Source organism: Clostridium sp. OM05-5BH, assembly GCF_003481505.1.
Classification (GTDB): domain Bacteria; phylum Bacillota; class Clostridia; order Lachnospirales; family Lachnospiraceae; genus Otoolea; species Otoolea fessa.
The window spans coordinates 174,236-188,163 of record NZ_QULJ01000001.1; the positions used below are offsets into that span (position 1 = coordinate 174,236).

Sequence of the window (13,928 nt, forward strand, 5' to 3'; positions counted from 1 at the left end):
AACTTATATGATATTTGATACACACGCTCATTACGATGATGAGGCGTTTGACGGGGACCGGGAAGAACTTCTTTCCGGTCTGGCAGCAGGCGGGATCGGCACGGTCGTCAATGTCGGCGCGGATATGGCAAGTACGAAGACGACGATTGCCCTGACGGAAAAATATCCGTTTATCTATGGGGCAGCAGGTGTCCATCCGAGCAGCACGGCGGAGCTTGACGAGGAAAAATTTGCCGAACTCCGTGTGCTGGCACAGTCCGGGAAGATCGTGGCGATCGGCGAGATCGGTCTCGACTATTACTGGGAAGAGCCGGATCATGAGACTCAGAAGAAATGGTTCCACCGCCAGTTAAATCTGGCGCGGGAATTAAAACTTCCAGTCATCATCCACAGCCGCGACGCGGCGAAGGATACGCTCGATATCATGAAGGAAGAGCACTCCGGGGAGATAGGCGGTGTGATTCATTGCTTCTCTTATGGAAAAGAGATGGCGGCAGAGTATTTAAAGATGGGCTTTTACTTAGGCATCGGCGGCGTACTGACCTTCAAGAACGCGAAAAAGCTTCTGGAAGTAGCCGAGATGGCGCCGCTCGACCGTCTGGTACTCGAAACCGACTGCCCCTACCTCGCTCCGGTTCCCAACCGCGGCAAACGCAACTCCTCACTGAACCTGCCATATGTGGCGGAAAAGCTGGCAGAAATCAAGAAATGTACACCGGAAGAGATCGTCCGTGCGACTGAAGAGAATGCGCGGAGGCTGTACCGGTTAATGTAAAGAAGAGAGGAGGAATCTGGCTGGGTGGTGTCTCGGTCAGGTTCCGGACTCCGGGAAAGGATTTTCGGAATGGATCTTGGAAACCCGAAGAATACAATCGAAGTAATACAGAAATACAATTTTGCCTTCCAGAAAAAATTCGGTCAGAATTTTCTGATTGATACGCATGTGCTGGACAAGATTATCTCAGCGGCGGGCATGACCAAGGAGGACACCGTCCTGGAAGTCGGTCCTGGCATCGGTACGATGACACAGCGCCTTTCACAGGCGGCAGGACAGGTCATCGCCGTGGAGATCGACACAAACCTGATTCCGATCTTAAAAGATACGCTTCAGGACTGCGAAAATGTAACTGTTATCAATGAAGATATTTTAAAGATTGACATAAAAAAAATGGCGGAAGAGAAAGGCGGCGGACGTCCGGTTAAGGTCGTGGCGAACCTGCCGTACTATATCACGACCCCGATCATCATGGGGCTGTTTGAGAGCGGTGCGCCGATCGACAATATTACGGTTATGGTGCAGAAAGAGGTCGCAGACCGGATGCAGGTTGGTCCGGGCTCGAAGGATTACGGCGCGCTGTCGCTGGCGGTTCAGTATTATGCCGAGCCATACATCGTGGCAAATGTGCCGCCGAACTGTTTCATTCCGCGTCCGAATGTCGGCTCAGCGGTCATCCGTCTGACCCGCCATGCGAAGCCGCCGGTGGAGGTAAAGGATAAAGATTTAATGTTCCGTCTCATCCGTGCGTCCTTCAACCAGCGCCGGAAAACCCTGCAGAACGGGCTTTCCAACGCGCAGGATCTCTCCTTTAGCAAGGAAGAGATCGCAGCCGCAATCGAGTCGCTGGGACTTTCCCCGTCCGTGCGCGGCGAGACGCTGACGCTGGCGCAGTTTGCAGCGCTTTCGGATGTGCTTGGGAAATAGAAATTGGATAAGAGAAATATAAAAAAGTCCCATCCTTATGCAGATTCAAATCTGAAAGGATGGGACTTTTTGAATTTTTTGCTTTTTTAAAATTATTCCGACAATAAAATCCGGTCATTATCCAGCGCGTGGCCTGCGCCGGTCTTGAAGCGGGCGATCAGATCCTCGACAGTCATGGAAGCGCGCTCTGCGCCGCCGACGTCGAGCACGATATTTCCGTTTGCCATCATGAGCGTGCGGTTTCCGAGCTCCAGAGTCTGGTTCATATTGTGGGTGATCATCAGGCAGGTGATTTTCTCCTCAGCAACGATATTTTTCGTCAGCTCCAGTACTTTTTCAGCTGTTCCCGGATCGAGGGCGGCAGTGTGCTCATCGAGCAGCAGAAGCTTCGGCGTGATGAGGGTTGCCATGAGCAGGGTGAGCGCCTGGCGCTGACCGCCGGAGAGAAGTCCGACCGGCTGGGTCATCCGGTCTTCAAGCCCCATATTTAAGAGGGAGAGGCGTTCGCGGAACGCATCCTTATCTTTCTTGGAAATGCGGGAAAATGGCGATTTCCCCTTTGCGGTCCGCAGATAGGCGAGGGCAAGATTTTCTTCGATCGTCATGCCCGGCGCCGTTCCCTTTAACGGGTCCTGGAAGAGGCGGCCGACCATCAGGCTGCGCTTGTGCTCCGGCATATAGGTGATGTCCTCGCCGTCCAGCTCGATAAAGCCGTCATCGACGTAGAAGCTGCCGGCAATCGCATTGAACAGGGTCGATTTTCCGGCGCCGTTGGAACCGATGATTGTCACGAAATCGCCGTGATCCAGATGCAGGGACAGCCCGGAGAGCGCCTGTTTGGCGTTGACAGTTCCCGGATTAAAGGTTTTTGATATCGACTGAATATTTAACATGCTCCGTGTCCTCCCTTCCGGCGTGCCGCTGCATTTTTACGTGTCTGGAATGCCGCCCATTTCCGGATCGTCGGAAATGCGATTGCCAGCGCTACGATCACAGCGGTGACCAGTTTCAGCCCCTGTACAGGCATGATTTTTGTATACAGGACGATAGCGTAGATAAAACGGTAAATAATCGAACCGATGACGGTGGCGATGACACCTCTTGCCACGCCGCGGCGTCCGAGGACGGTTTCACCGATGATCAGGCAGGCAAGACCGATCACGACGATACCCGTGCCGCCGTTGATGTCGGCGGTATTCTGGTACTGACCGACCATTGCGCCGGAGAGTGCGGTCAGCGCATTGGCGATGCATAAGCCGACCGTAATGGTAAATGTCGGGTTGATCGAGGAGGCGCGCACCATGTCAATGTTGTTGCCGGTTGCCCGGATGGAGAGTCCCAGACGGGTACCGAGAAAATAGACGAGCAGTGCGCCCGCAAGCACAGTTACGCAGATTGCCAGAAGTGCTTCATACCAGTCACCCCCGATACCGGTTTTCTGAAGCAGGGAAAAGATGGTCTCTGTCTTTAAAAGACTCACGTTGGCACTCCAGCCCATTACCATCAGATTGATGGTGTAGAGTCCCATATTGGTGATGATACCGGCGAGAATGGACGGCACGCCGAGACGGGTCTGCTGAAATGCGGTGACAAATCCGGCGCAGATGCCTGCAAGCATGGCAGCCGGAACCGCGAGAAATGGATGCCCTGCCGCAGCCATTGTGACGGATACCGCTGTGCCGAGGACGAAACAGCCGTCCGTCGTCATATCCGCGATGTCCAGTATGCGGAAACTCAAGAACAGCGCCATCGGCACCAGCGCATACAGAAATCCCAGTTCCAGAGCGGTTTGTAAAATATGAAGCATGGGAAATTACCTCCGTAGAATGATCGGTACTCCCAGAACGTTCATAAGGCAGATGCGCCAGCCGCGTGGTAAGCGGGGGATACGGCTGGCGTCTGGTCTGTCTTACGGTTCTGAGAGTACATGAAAGTCAGTCAAATGAAAATCAAAGTGCTGCCGGATGAGGGTGTATTAGTCCTCAGTGGTCCTAACCTCTACAACATCGCCAAAGTCTTTGAATACAGCTGTGTCAATATTCAGGGCTTTGGCAGTCTCGGTATTTACGGTTACGATGCCGCCTTCTGCGGTGTAGTAGTCTTCCATGCTGTCCATGCCTTTGGTGATTGCCTGATAAGCAAGGTCAGCGGTCTGTGTACCAAGAGCCGTGTAGTTGACGCCGCAGGTGGCAAATGCGCCATTGCGGACGAAGGAATCAGCGCCGGCATAGTGCGGGATGCCTGCATCGGCCAGATCCTTGAAGATAGCCAGTTCAGCTGCCATGATGACATTGTCGGTAGGAGTGAAGACAGCGTCTACTTTGTCAGCAACCAGGGAGGAGGCAGCGGTAATTACTTCGTCGTTGGTATTTGCAGTCTGCTCGGTGTAGGAGATGCCTTTTTCATCTAAGTATGCCTTTGCATCCGCGATCGGTTTGGTTGAGTTTGCCTCGGATAAGGAATATAAAAGCCCCACATTTTTAACATCTGGGTTTGCGGCAAAAATCATATCCATGATTTTCTCGGTGTTCAGCGCATCGCTGGTACCGGTTACATAGTCGATGCCGGTCAGCTCAGCGGCTTCCGGATCGGAAACAGCGGCGTAGACAACCGGTGTCTGGGTCTGCTGTGCGGATACGGTCGCTACCTGTGCAGCCAGGGTTGCAATCGGGATGATGGCGTCAACGCCGTCAGCAACCGCCTGATCACCAATCTGCTTTAAGGTTGTCTGGTCATTCTGGCCGGAGTACAGTTCGTAGTAAATGGCTACATTGTTATCCTCGGCGATTTTATCTAACTCTGCCTCGACTGCATTTGCAATCTCATCGAGGGAAGCGTGGTCGAGCTGTTTGACAATCGCTACATTATAAATTTTTTTGTCCGCGGAAGCTTCCTGAGAGGTTTCGGCGGTGGTGTCTGCTTCGGAAGCGTTGCTGGATGTGCTGGAAGAGCATCCTGCGGTTGTCAGTGTCAGGGCTGCGGTGCATCCAAGTGCAAATAATTTTTTCAGATTCTTTTTCATAGTCATTTTCTCCATTCTTTATTCTTATTTTGATATTTGTTTTGGATGGCAGATGTATCAGTCTGCCTTGCCGGAGCAGAGTAAAGAATGTGTCTGGAAAGAAGATTCTCTTTGGTTTGGCGCCGCGCGCCGTGATGAAAGATTTTACTGAGAATGTTTCCAGAAACTAAAAAACGCCTCTGTCCCCATACATGGGACAAAAGCGTAAACTTCTGCGATACCACCCAAATTGACATTTGTGAAAATGTCCACTCGCTTACACGTACCATCATACGTGCCCCGATGGATAACGGGTGGGGTCCCGTCAGCCTCTACTGAAGCAATCGTTCAAGGCTGCCCTCGGAAGTCCATTCACTGACGGTAAGGCGTTCCGTTTCCACCATCCGGAACTCTCTGTGGCGATACATAGGTCAGATACTCCTCTTCCTCATCGGTTTATCTGTGTTCTTCGTTACATGCATTATAAACACACCCAAAAGGATTTGTCAACCATCAAAATCAAAAAGATGCAGGAAAATGAAAAAAGGTCGGTTTTTTTCATTGTTTACGGAAAATTTGGAGATGAAGATGTGGACGCTGGCTGTGCGGCAGGAACAGCAAGTTGAAAAAGTTTTTGAAAAAATTTAGAAAAGTAGAAAAAAACAGTTGACATTTAAAAGTCTCTCTAGTATAATAACACATGTCGCTGAACAAAAGGCGAAAGCGAACATGAGAATCACAGGATTCCTCAGGATGCCCAGATAGCTCAGTTGGTAGAGCAGAGGACTGAAAATCCTCGTGTCACTGGTTCGATTCCGGTTCTGGGCATTACAATTTCATAATTTATCATGCGGGTGTAGTTCAATGGTAGAACACCAGCCTTCCAAGCTGGATACGTGGGTTCGATTCCCATCACCCGCTTTTTTGTTGTCTAAAATTAAGAAAGCCCCCAGAGTTGCCGCTCTGGGGGCTTTCTTGTTTCATAGGAAATTACGTCCTATGAAACAAAAAACGCTCCGCGAGGATGTGCACTCGCGCGAAGCAGAAACATGTCGCAAGCGACCGCGCGAGACGCCCGGATGTGCCAAGGCACATTCTTTTTTATCAGATGCTATAAAAAACCAGAAAATATACCGCCATCAGGACTGCTAGAAATCCCGCATTTGCAATCGTGAACCAGCGGAAGTAGATTCCTTTTTTCTCTGGGCAGGAGCGGACGATATATTTGTAAGAAATAAGACTCGCCATGGATGCGATCAGGGTGCCGAGACCGCCGAGGTTAGTTCCGATCAGAAGGGAAACTCCTTTTTCGGTAAATCCGGACAACAGGATGGCGGCCGGAACGTTGCTGATTACCTGGCTGGCCAGAACGGAGACTATCACTTCGTGTCCCATGATCATACTGGAAAGTAGGGAGCTTACCGCAGGAATGTGTTTCAGATTCCCGATGAAGATGAAGAATCCGATAAAAGTCAGGATGAGAGAGTAATCTACCTGACAGAAGATCTTCGGGTCTGCCAGACAGCCAATCGCCAGAATGCAGATAAACAGGATTGGAAGAGGCAGAAGACCGGCTACGGTGCAAAGGCACAGGAAAAACATTCCCAGACAGCAGAAAAGGCAGCGTTTAGGAAAGGTCTCATCGGAGGTTGTATCTCTACCGGCTGTATCTAGTGAGATAGTCTCCCTTGGTGTAAACATTGTGACGAGCAGCAGCAAAACCAATGAAAGCAGCGAAAATGGACCGATGCTCCGGATAAATGTATCAAGTGAAAGCTCAAAGTGGGAATACAGATACAGATTCTGGGGATTCCCCACCGGAGTTGTCATGCTGCCGAGGTTGGCTGCCAGTGTCTGGCAGACGACAACCGGAACGATCCGGTCTTTGCGGTTTACCATCCGCAGTAGTTCCAGAGCGAATGGAACGAAGGTAATTAAGGCCACATCGTTGGTGATCAGCATGCTGGAAAAGAAACACAGAAGAATCAGAAGCTGTTCCAGCTGCCTGAGTGAATGGATTCGAAGCAGTAGTAATTCCCCGAGCTGTCGAAAGAAACCGATGTTTTGGAGACCTGTGGTTGCTGTCATCAGGCCAAAGAGCAGGATCAGTGTGTGCAGATCCAGATATTTCAGGTATCCGGCAGACGGTGGTATGATAAACATGGAAAGGACAGCCAGAGCTAGGGCGATGGTTAAAACGGTATCCTTTTTGAGAAAAGAACTTACTTTTTGTATCATGGTAAAATACTCCCTTGAAAAGAAAAAGTGTAACTGCGACCAGTAACGAAAATAGCGGAAACCCTCATGAAAATGAAAAGGTTTCCGCTATAAAATAAAAAGAGCGCGAGACGGGACTCGAACCCGCGGCCTCGACCTTGGCAAGGTCGCGCTCCACCAACTGAGCCACTCGCGCATTTCTGAAGCATCGCTTCAACGAGTTATATAATATCATAGGTCGGTTGATTTGGCAAGGGTTTTTTTGAAAAAAATCAAAAAATATAGAAAATTCTTGTTGCTCTATAGATCAGGTACTTTTGGAACCAAGAGAGCCGTATGAAACCGATCAAGTTTCCATATTGTTCACTGGATGTGTTCCCACGGTTTGCACAAACCCGATGATCTGTCCGGACAGAAGCACAGTGAGGATGGAGTATGCCATGCGGTTTAACGGAATGTAGCTCAGTGAAAGCCCCAGTACAGCAAAATCGGACAGGAGGTAGATCCACTGGATTTTGATGTGCGTCACGTGGGAAAGGCTCATCGCAAGCGCATCGTCCCCGCCCGGGGCACCGCCGATCCGCACGCAGAGCCCGGCACCGACTCCGACGAAGACCGCGCCGAGCAGGGATGCGGCAAGCGGCATATCGGCAAGCTGCGGCCACAGGGGCGGAAACTGCTCACAGATCCGGTAAGACAGGGAGAAGCTGGCGCTGGAAAGAATGGAGTAGGCGATGAACTGCCGTCCCAGAAGCTTCCATCCCATCGCGTAGCAGGCGAGGTTCATGACGAAGCCAGATACGGATGGGGAGATATGGAACCAGTGATCAAGCAGAAGCGTCATTCCTAAGACACCGCCCTCGGTGACACCGGAAAAGGAATGGACATGGTACAGCCCAAATGCCAGAAATGCACTGCCAAACAGTGCAATCAGGCAGGATTTTAGTTTTAAATCGAGGGAATGGAATAATTTCAGCAAAATAACAGGCTCCTTGTGAATAATTTACTAATTTACATATAAGTAAAGGTTTTTCTATTCTAGTATGGAAACGGATTTGTGTCAAGATGGGCGGACTCTCTGCAGAAATGATGCAAAACGGGAGAAAGCAAAAAAAACATGTGGATTTACGGTTTCCATGAGCGTGAACAGCAGCCGTGTGAAATGTGAAAACGAAAAAATCCGGGGGGATTCATAGACAAAAATGTGGGATGTGCGTATACTGGAAGATAGGAAGACGGAAAGGGGAATGAAAACATGGTAGAAAATCATTCGGACATCCGGAAGCAGGAATACCGCGGAATTGCCTGCCTGGTGCTGTCTGCGTTCTGTTTTGCGCTGATGAGTATGTTTGTACATTTGGCGGGCGATCTGCCGTCGATGCAGAAGAGTTTTTTTCGCAATCTTGTGGCGGCGCTGTCAGCGGTTGTTTTGCTTTTGCGGGCGGGAGAGCCGTTTCGTATCCGCAGGGAAAATCTGCCGTATTTTCTGATGCGGTCAATTTTCGGCACGATGGGAGTGCTGTGTAACTTTTATGCGGTGGATCATCTGGTGCTGGCGGACGCATCGATTCTAAATAAAATGTCGCCGTTTTTTACAGTGCTGTTCAGCTGGCTGATCTTAAAGGAAAAAGTTATGCCAATTCAGCTTTCGCTGATCTTCGGTGCATTTCTCGGCAGTATATTCGTGGTAAAGCCGACATTCTCCAATCTGGCACTTGTGCCGTCGCTGCTGGGCTTTTTCGGCGGCATCTGCGCGGGCGCGGCGTACACGATGGTGCGGAAACTGGGAGAGGCAGGAGAAAAGGGACCGGTGATCGTGCTGTTTTTCTCGGTATTTTCCTGTGTGGTTGTGCTGCCGTGGCTGATTTTTGACTATCATCCGATGACCTGGCAGCAGATGGGGATCCTGCTTTTGGCGGGCTGCGCGGCGGCGGGCGGACAGTTTGCGATCACGGCGGCATACCGCTATGCCCCGGCGAGCCGTATTTCCATCTACGATTATTCGCAGCTGATCTTCTCGACGATGCTCGGTTTCTTCATCTTCGGGCAGGTGCCGGACGGCTGGAGTTTCCTCGGATATGGAATTATCTGCCTGATGGCAATTTTCATGTTTATATATAATAACCGGAAAAGAAAGAATACTCAAAAGCAGGCACTTTTGGAATCGAAAGAGCCGTCAGATGTAATAAAAATGTAAGGGAAAGTATCCGCCGATATGGTTTACAAGCGATGCCAAATTATATATACTGAAGATAAAGTCGGAGTGGTTTTCGTGTCCAGAAACGTGAATTTCAGGAACAAAAGCTGGGTTGCCGACACAGCTCGAAAATGGGTTATAGATAGGGCAGAAAGTTATATAGGGAAATACGACATAAGCCCGGCAGCAGACAGGAGGAAACAGGGATGAAAAAATTAGCAACCGCACTTGTGAGTGCAGCAGCCATTATGACGATGTCAACAACCGCATTTGCAGCCGAAAATCCGGCGGAGGTATTTGACCGGGTGATGGAGAAGAACAATACGATTCAGTCCGCGGAGATTCAGAGCGGCGTCCATTCGGTCATACTTGCAAAGGATGTCATTCCGGACGGTCAGATGAAAGTTGATATGGCGATGCATGCAGAGATGGATATGCAGGATACCACCGATCTCAAGTATCTGGCACAGGTCGCTTCCTCGATTCTGGGACAGGACAGCTATTCACAGGTTTTTTATACGGACGGCTACTATTACGTAGATGCCAACGGTGTCAAACTGAAATACCCGATGCCATTAGAGCAGATCATATCCTCCGTCCAGACCGGAGTCAACACCAGCAATATGGAATCCAGCTATATGAAGGGCATTTCCTTAAACGAGGTCAATGGAAAACGTGTGCTGGCATATGAGGCAAATCCAAAGAAGCTAAACAAGAACGTCAAAGAAGCCCTCGGAACCGTGATGAACACACTCGGCACCGATGTCAATCTGGACATGAACATCCAGGAAATGAAAGGCGCTTACGTGCTGGATGACAACGATTACATTATCTATATGACAAACTATATCGCATACAACATGGAAGTCCTCGACCAGCCGATGACCTGCATTACTCTGATGGAGACCGAAGTCCAGAACCCGGGCGAGCCGGTCGTAGTGACACTTCCATCCACGGATGGCTATGAAGACTTAATTGGTTTATACGATGGAGTCATTGAAAGCGAAGTAGAATAAAAAACAGACAAAAACAAAAATAGACAATCAAAAGCCAGCCGAGCAAAGCAAAGGCTGGCAGGCAAAAGCGATCCATAACATAACAAGAGGAAAGTGGCGTCCGGGAATCTGTAGAGCCAGCGTTCCAATTATCGATTGTACGCATCCCACGCCAGCTGTCCGGCTGGGGCGGACATTTTTGTCCGATCCAGACGAACAGATGTAGCGAAAGCAAGCGAACAATGATAATTGGAGACGCAGGCGGCGCAGATTCCCGGACGCCTCTTTTTGCATCACGACAATCAATCAATCTATCTATTACTGCATCTCATCCTCAATCATCCGATACCCAATCCCGATCTCCGTAAACACATACTGCGGTTCCGCTGGATTCTGCTCCAGTTTCCTTCGAATATGTGCCATATTCACGCGCAGAATACTGTTATCATCGTCCGCATACGGCCCCCAGATATTCGAAATAATCGTATCATACGTCATGACTCTGCCGGAATTCTGTGCCAGCAGGGAGATAATCTTAAACTCGATCTGCGTCAGATGGACATCCCTTCCATCAACCGATACCAGATGTTTTTCAAAATCGATCGTCAGTCCCTTTGCATGGAATGGGCGCTTATAAAGCGGAGAAGCTGTGTTTAAGCGGTTGCTGTGGCGCAGGGCAGTCCGGATGCGCGCGAGAAGCTCGGAGGTGCCGATCGGCTTGGTCAGATAATCATCCGCGCCAAGGTCGAGCGCACGTACCTTTTCCTGTTCCTGCGTGCGGGCGGAGAGGACGATGATCGGGACGCTGGACCAGGTGCGGACCTGGCGGATGATCTCTATGCCGTCCATGTCTGGAAGCCCCAGGTCGAGGAGAATCAGATCCGGGCACTGGGACGTGATGATCGGAAGTGCTTCTTTTCCCGTGTGTGCGGTGGAAATGCGGTAATCCTGTGCGGACAGGGAGGTGGAGATGAAGTCGCAGATGTTTTTTTCATCTTCTACTAATAAAATAGAAAGTTTATGTGTCATGTTATTTGTCCTCCTTTGGAAGGGTAAAGTAAAATTCGGCACCGCGCGTGTGGTTGATTGCCTTGATTTCGCCGCCGTGGGCGAGAATGATCGTTTTACAGATGGAAAGCCCGATTCCCATGCCCTTTCGTCCATCCGGCGAAGTGCTGGTCGTCGAAGAAGAGCCGTCAAAGATGGTTGCCAGCTTCTCCGGCGGGATGCCGACGCCGTAATCGCGCACGTGGAAAATCGCATAGTCGGAAAGTGATTCCACATAGCACTCGATCGGCTCGGTGCTTTCAGCATGGACAACGGCATTTTCCAGCAGGTTGATGAGAACCTGTTCGATGAGGACGGCGTCCATCGGGACCATCAGGAATTCCTCCGGCACGCGCACATGGATATTGGCATCTGGAAGTCTCTTTTTTAAGCGGATCATCGCCTCGGAGAGAACTTCCTCGACCGGTTCCGAGGTCTTAGTTACCTTTGCCGTCTCATTGTTGATACGCGTGACGGAGAGCAGGTTTTCAACCATGTTTAAGAGCCAGTTAGAGTCCTCAAGAATATGGCGCACCAGTGCATTTTTCTCAACCTCCGGGAGGCTGCTGCCATTTTCCAGATATACGGTACTGGAACCGATGATGCTGGTAAGCGGGGTGCGGAGGTCGTGGGAGATTGCCCGCAGCAGGTTCGCCCGCATCTTTTCCTTTTCCGCTTCCATCAGCATCTTTTCACGTTCTGCCAGCACGCGCGCCTGTGTTTTCATGTTGCTTGTGATGGCGCTTGTAATGCTGGAAATTGAAAACATTGCCACGAAGGTAATCGGATAGCCGGTCATCGTGAAATCCAGCGCGAAATACGGATACGTGAACAGAAAATTGACGCAGACAACGCCGACAAAGGAGGAGAACAGGCCGAAGCTGTATCCGTCTGTAAAACGCGCTACCAAAAAGACAGCCAGAATGTAGGTTAGCGCGATGTTGGCAGTCGGATTTTTGAGCGCATGAAAAAAGCAGAACGCGATGATCGTGGCGGTACCCATGAAAAACAGGGTAAGTCCCCAGCTCTGTATGTATGCCGGAAGCGCACAGAATTTTTCAACGATCGGGCGGGTCCGGAACCAATTTTTTAAGGCGTCAATTTTGGATGGATGTGTTTTGCCGCCATTGGAAATGCTGGTATCCGGAGAGCTGGGTTCGGCTGAACCTTGAAGGCTGCTGGCTGATTCTGTTTTCAGGAAAGTTTCATTGGAAGTTCCAGAAACAGAAGGTTTACTTGAATGTTTCATTTAAATAAAGAAAGTCTCCTTTCAAAAAATTCATATGGATGCTTCTATTATACAATGTTTCTTCTGAAAAATAGAGAGGAAGACTGTTAAAAAGTTGAAAAAATCGTGAAAATTTGGGATAAAAACAGTAACACAATTATTGAGAATCTGGCTGGATAAGGGCGATTTCATTGCATTTTCAGCGTCAGTGTGTTAAACTCCAAACAGTCTCCCGATTGAGGGAAGCAGGCTGACCCGCCTGTTAGAGAGTGACAAACGGGCTGCCGGAGTGCAGGGCGAAAGGAATGAAAATAAGATGAAAAAATTAGGAAGAAATGATCTGTGCTGGTGTGGAAGTGGAAAGAAGTACAAACATTGCCATGAGGCATTTGATGAGAAGCTGATGGAGGCGGCGGATGCCGGATATCAGATCCCGGATCACGACATGATCAAGACCCCGGAGCAGATCGAGGGGATCCGCGAGAGCTGCAAGATCAATGTGGCAGTTCTGGACTATGTGGCTGAGCATATCAAAGCTGGCGTCACAACCGAGGAGATCGATCAGTGGGTATACAATGAGACGACCCGCATGGGCGGAATTCCGGCGCCGCTTGGCTATGAAGGATTCCCGAAGAGCGTGTGCACATCCATCAATGACCAGGTCTGCCATGGCATTCCGTCAGCGGATGTCGTATTAAAGGATGGCGATATCATCAACGTGGATGTTTCGACCATTTATCACGGCTATTATGCGGATTCTTCCCGTATGTTCTGCATCGGAAATGTCAGCCCGGAACATAAAAAACTGGTGGATGTTGTCAAAGAGTGTGTGGAATTAGGTCTGGAGCAGGTAAAACCGTGGGGCTTCATGGGCGATATGGCGGAAGCGGTCCAGAAGCATGCGGAAGAAAATGGCTATTCTGTGGTTCGTGAGATTGGCGGTCACGGCGTCGGCATCGAGTTCCATGAGGATCCGTGGGTTGGATATATTGGCCAGAGAGGCACCGGCATGATGTTTGCACCGGGCATGATGTTCACGATCGAGCCGATGATCAATGAGGGAACCGAGGAAGTATTCGTGGACGGCGATGACGACTGGAGTGTATACACGAAGGATGGAAAAGCATCCGCCCAGTGGGAGATTCAGGTGCTGGTAACCGAGGATGGCCATGAGGTGCTTTCCTGGTAGTTTGCAGAGTACATAAAAAGAGACGGCGTCAAACCGTCTCTTTTTTGTACCCAAGGTGGGGGTTCTTCACAGCCGAAGGGGGATAAAAGACTGCGAAGAAATATCTATATAAAGGAAATTGTTGTTAGTCGAGCCAGATAACGATTGCGCGCATCTTGTAGTGTCATCTGCCTCATTGATGTTATGCCATTATAATACTGGATAATTGTGTCCATATTTTGACCAATATCTAAAATAAATCTAAACGAGTATTACATAATTCGAAACTTTTTCGGAACTGTTTATGAGGCTGGCACGCTTGAATTTTTCTTGTCGATTTCTTGGATGGGGTATATAATAAATCTGGTGATTA

Annotated in this window: 12 protein-coding genes, 3 tRNA genes and 1 other annotated feature; of the genes, 7 read left to right on the top strand and 8 right to left on the bottom strand. The window is 49.8% G+C overall.

Annotated features, from left to right (window positions below; all coding sequences use genetic code 11):
* Nucleotides 1–7: 7 nt before the first annotated feature.
* Both DXB70_RS00790 and rsmA read left to right on the top strand, forming a co-directional pair.
* Nucleotides 8–775 (top strand): TatD family hydrolase, encoded by a 768-nt coding sequence (locus tag DXB70_RS00790; protein WP_118672502.1) that lies wholly within the window; start codon nucleotides 8–10, stop codon nucleotides 773–775.
* Between the two features lie 69 nt (nucleotides 776–844).
* Nucleotides 845–1,702: a 16S rRNA (adenine(1518)-N(6)/adenine(1519)-N(6))-dimethyltransferase RsmA gene (gene rsmA, locus DXB70_RS00795; RefSeq protein WP_118522242.1), complete on the top strand. Its 858-nt coding sequence runs from the start codon at nucleotides 845–847 to the stop codon at nucleotides 1,700–1,702.
* 92 nt (nucleotides 1,703–1,794) lie between these two features.
* Here the strand turns inward: rsmA and DXB70_RS00800 are convergent, their stop codons facing one another.
* From DXB70_RS00800 to DXB70_RS00810, 3 genes are all read right to left on the bottom strand, one after another.
* Complete coding sequence (locus DXB70_RS00800) at nucleotides 1,795–2,595, bottom strand: ATP-binding cassette domain-containing protein (protein ID WP_118672503.1); 801 nt, start codon at nucleotides 2,593–2,595, stop codon at nucleotides 1,795–1,797.
* The gene (locus DXB70_RS00805) at nucleotides 2,589–3,509 is read right to left on the bottom strand and encodes a branched-chain amino acid ABC transporter permease (RefSeq protein WP_022358461.1); all 921 of its coding nucleotides are present in this window, start codon (nucleotides 3,507–3,509) and stop codon (nucleotides 2,589–2,591) included. Before DXB70_RS00805 ends, DXB70_RS00800 begins: the two co-directional genes overlap by 7 nt.
* A gap of 168 nt (nucleotides 3,510–3,677) precedes the next feature.
* The gene (locus DXB70_RS00810; RefSeq protein WP_118672504.1) at nucleotides 3,678–4,724 is read right to left on the bottom strand and encodes an ABC transporter substrate-binding protein; all 1,047 of its coding nucleotides are present in this window, start codon (nucleotides 4,722–4,724) and stop codon (nucleotides 3,678–3,680) included.
* A gap of 189 nt (nucleotides 4,725–4,913) precedes the next feature.
* Nucleotides 4,914–5,164 (bottom strand) — a binding site (T-box leader).
* A gap of 294 nt (nucleotides 5,165–5,458) precedes the next feature.
* Here DXB70_RS00810 and DXB70_RS00815 point away from each other — a divergent pair.
* Both DXB70_RS00815 and DXB70_RS00820 read left to right on the top strand, forming a co-directional pair.
* Nucleotides 5,459–5,531 (top strand) — tRNA-Phe (locus tag DXB70_RS00815).
* Nucleotides 5,532–5,553: 22 nt separating this feature from the next.
* A tRNA-Gly gene (locus DXB70_RS00820) sits at nucleotides 5,554–5,624 on the top strand.
* A gap of 183 nt (nucleotides 5,625–5,807) precedes the next feature.
* Here DXB70_RS00820 and DXB70_RS00825 read toward each other — a convergent pair.
* The 3 genes from DXB70_RS00825 to DXB70_RS00835 all read right to left on the bottom strand — a co-directional run bounded on the left by DXB70_RS00825 (nucleotide 5,808) and on the right by DXB70_RS00835 (nucleotide 7,899).
* Nucleotides 5,808–6,941 (bottom strand): SLC13 family permease, encoded by a 1,134-nt coding sequence (locus DXB70_RS00825; protein WP_118672505.1) that lies wholly within the window; start codon nucleotides 6,939–6,941, stop codon nucleotides 5,808–5,810.
* A gap of 102 nt (nucleotides 6,942–7,043) precedes the next feature.
* Nucleotides 7,044–7,116: transfer RNA gene (locus DXB70_RS00830), tRNA-Gly, on the bottom strand.
* A gap of 150 nt (nucleotides 7,117–7,266) precedes the next feature.
* Nucleotides 7,267–7,899: a YitT family protein gene (locus DXB70_RS00835; RefSeq protein WP_243099867.1), complete on the bottom strand. Its 633-nt coding sequence runs from the start codon at nucleotides 7,897–7,899 to the stop codon at nucleotides 7,267–7,269.
* Nucleotides 7,900–8,175: 276 nt separating this feature from the next.
* Between DXB70_RS00835 and DXB70_RS00840 the strand changes: the two genes are divergently transcribed.
* Together DXB70_RS00840 and DXB70_RS00850 are read left to right on the top strand one after the other, a co-directional pair.
* Nucleotides 8,176–9,117, top strand: a complete 942-nt coding sequence (locus tag DXB70_RS00840; RefSeq protein ID WP_118672506.1) for a DMT family transporter — start codon at nucleotides 8,176–8,178, stop codon at nucleotides 9,115–9,117.
* Between the two features lie 206 nt (nucleotides 9,118–9,323).
* On the top strand, nucleotides 9,324–10,133 hold the full coding sequence (locus tag DXB70_RS00850; RefSeq protein WP_118672507.1) for a hypothetical protein: 810 nt from the start codon (nucleotides 9,324–9,326) through the stop codon (nucleotides 10,131–10,133).
* 297 nt (nucleotides 10,134–10,430) lie between these two features.
* Here the strand turns inward: DXB70_RS00850 and DXB70_RS00855 are convergent, their stop codons facing one another.
* Together DXB70_RS00855 and DXB70_RS00860 are read right to left on the bottom strand one after the other, a co-directional pair.
* On the bottom strand, nucleotides 10,431–11,141 hold the full coding sequence (locus DXB70_RS00855; RefSeq protein ID WP_118469028.1) for a response regulator: 711 nt from the start codon (nucleotides 11,139–11,141) through the stop codon (nucleotides 10,431–10,433).
* A 1-nt stretch (nucleotide 11,142) separates the two neighbouring features.
* Nucleotides 11,143–12,408, bottom strand: a complete 1,266-nt coding sequence (locus tag DXB70_RS00860; RefSeq protein WP_118672508.1) for a DUF4118 domain-containing protein — start codon at nucleotides 12,406–12,408, stop codon at nucleotides 11,143–11,145.
* 295 nt (nucleotides 12,409–12,703) lie between these two features.
* Here DXB70_RS00860 and DXB70_RS00865 point away from each other — a divergent pair, with 295 nt between their 5' ends.
* Nucleotides 12,704–13,576, top strand: a complete 873-nt coding sequence (locus DXB70_RS00865) for a methionyl aminopeptidase (RefSeq protein ID WP_118672509.1) — start codon at nucleotides 12,704–12,706, stop codon at nucleotides 13,574–13,576.
* The last annotated feature ends 352 nt before the right edge of the window (nucleotides 13,577–13,928 follow it).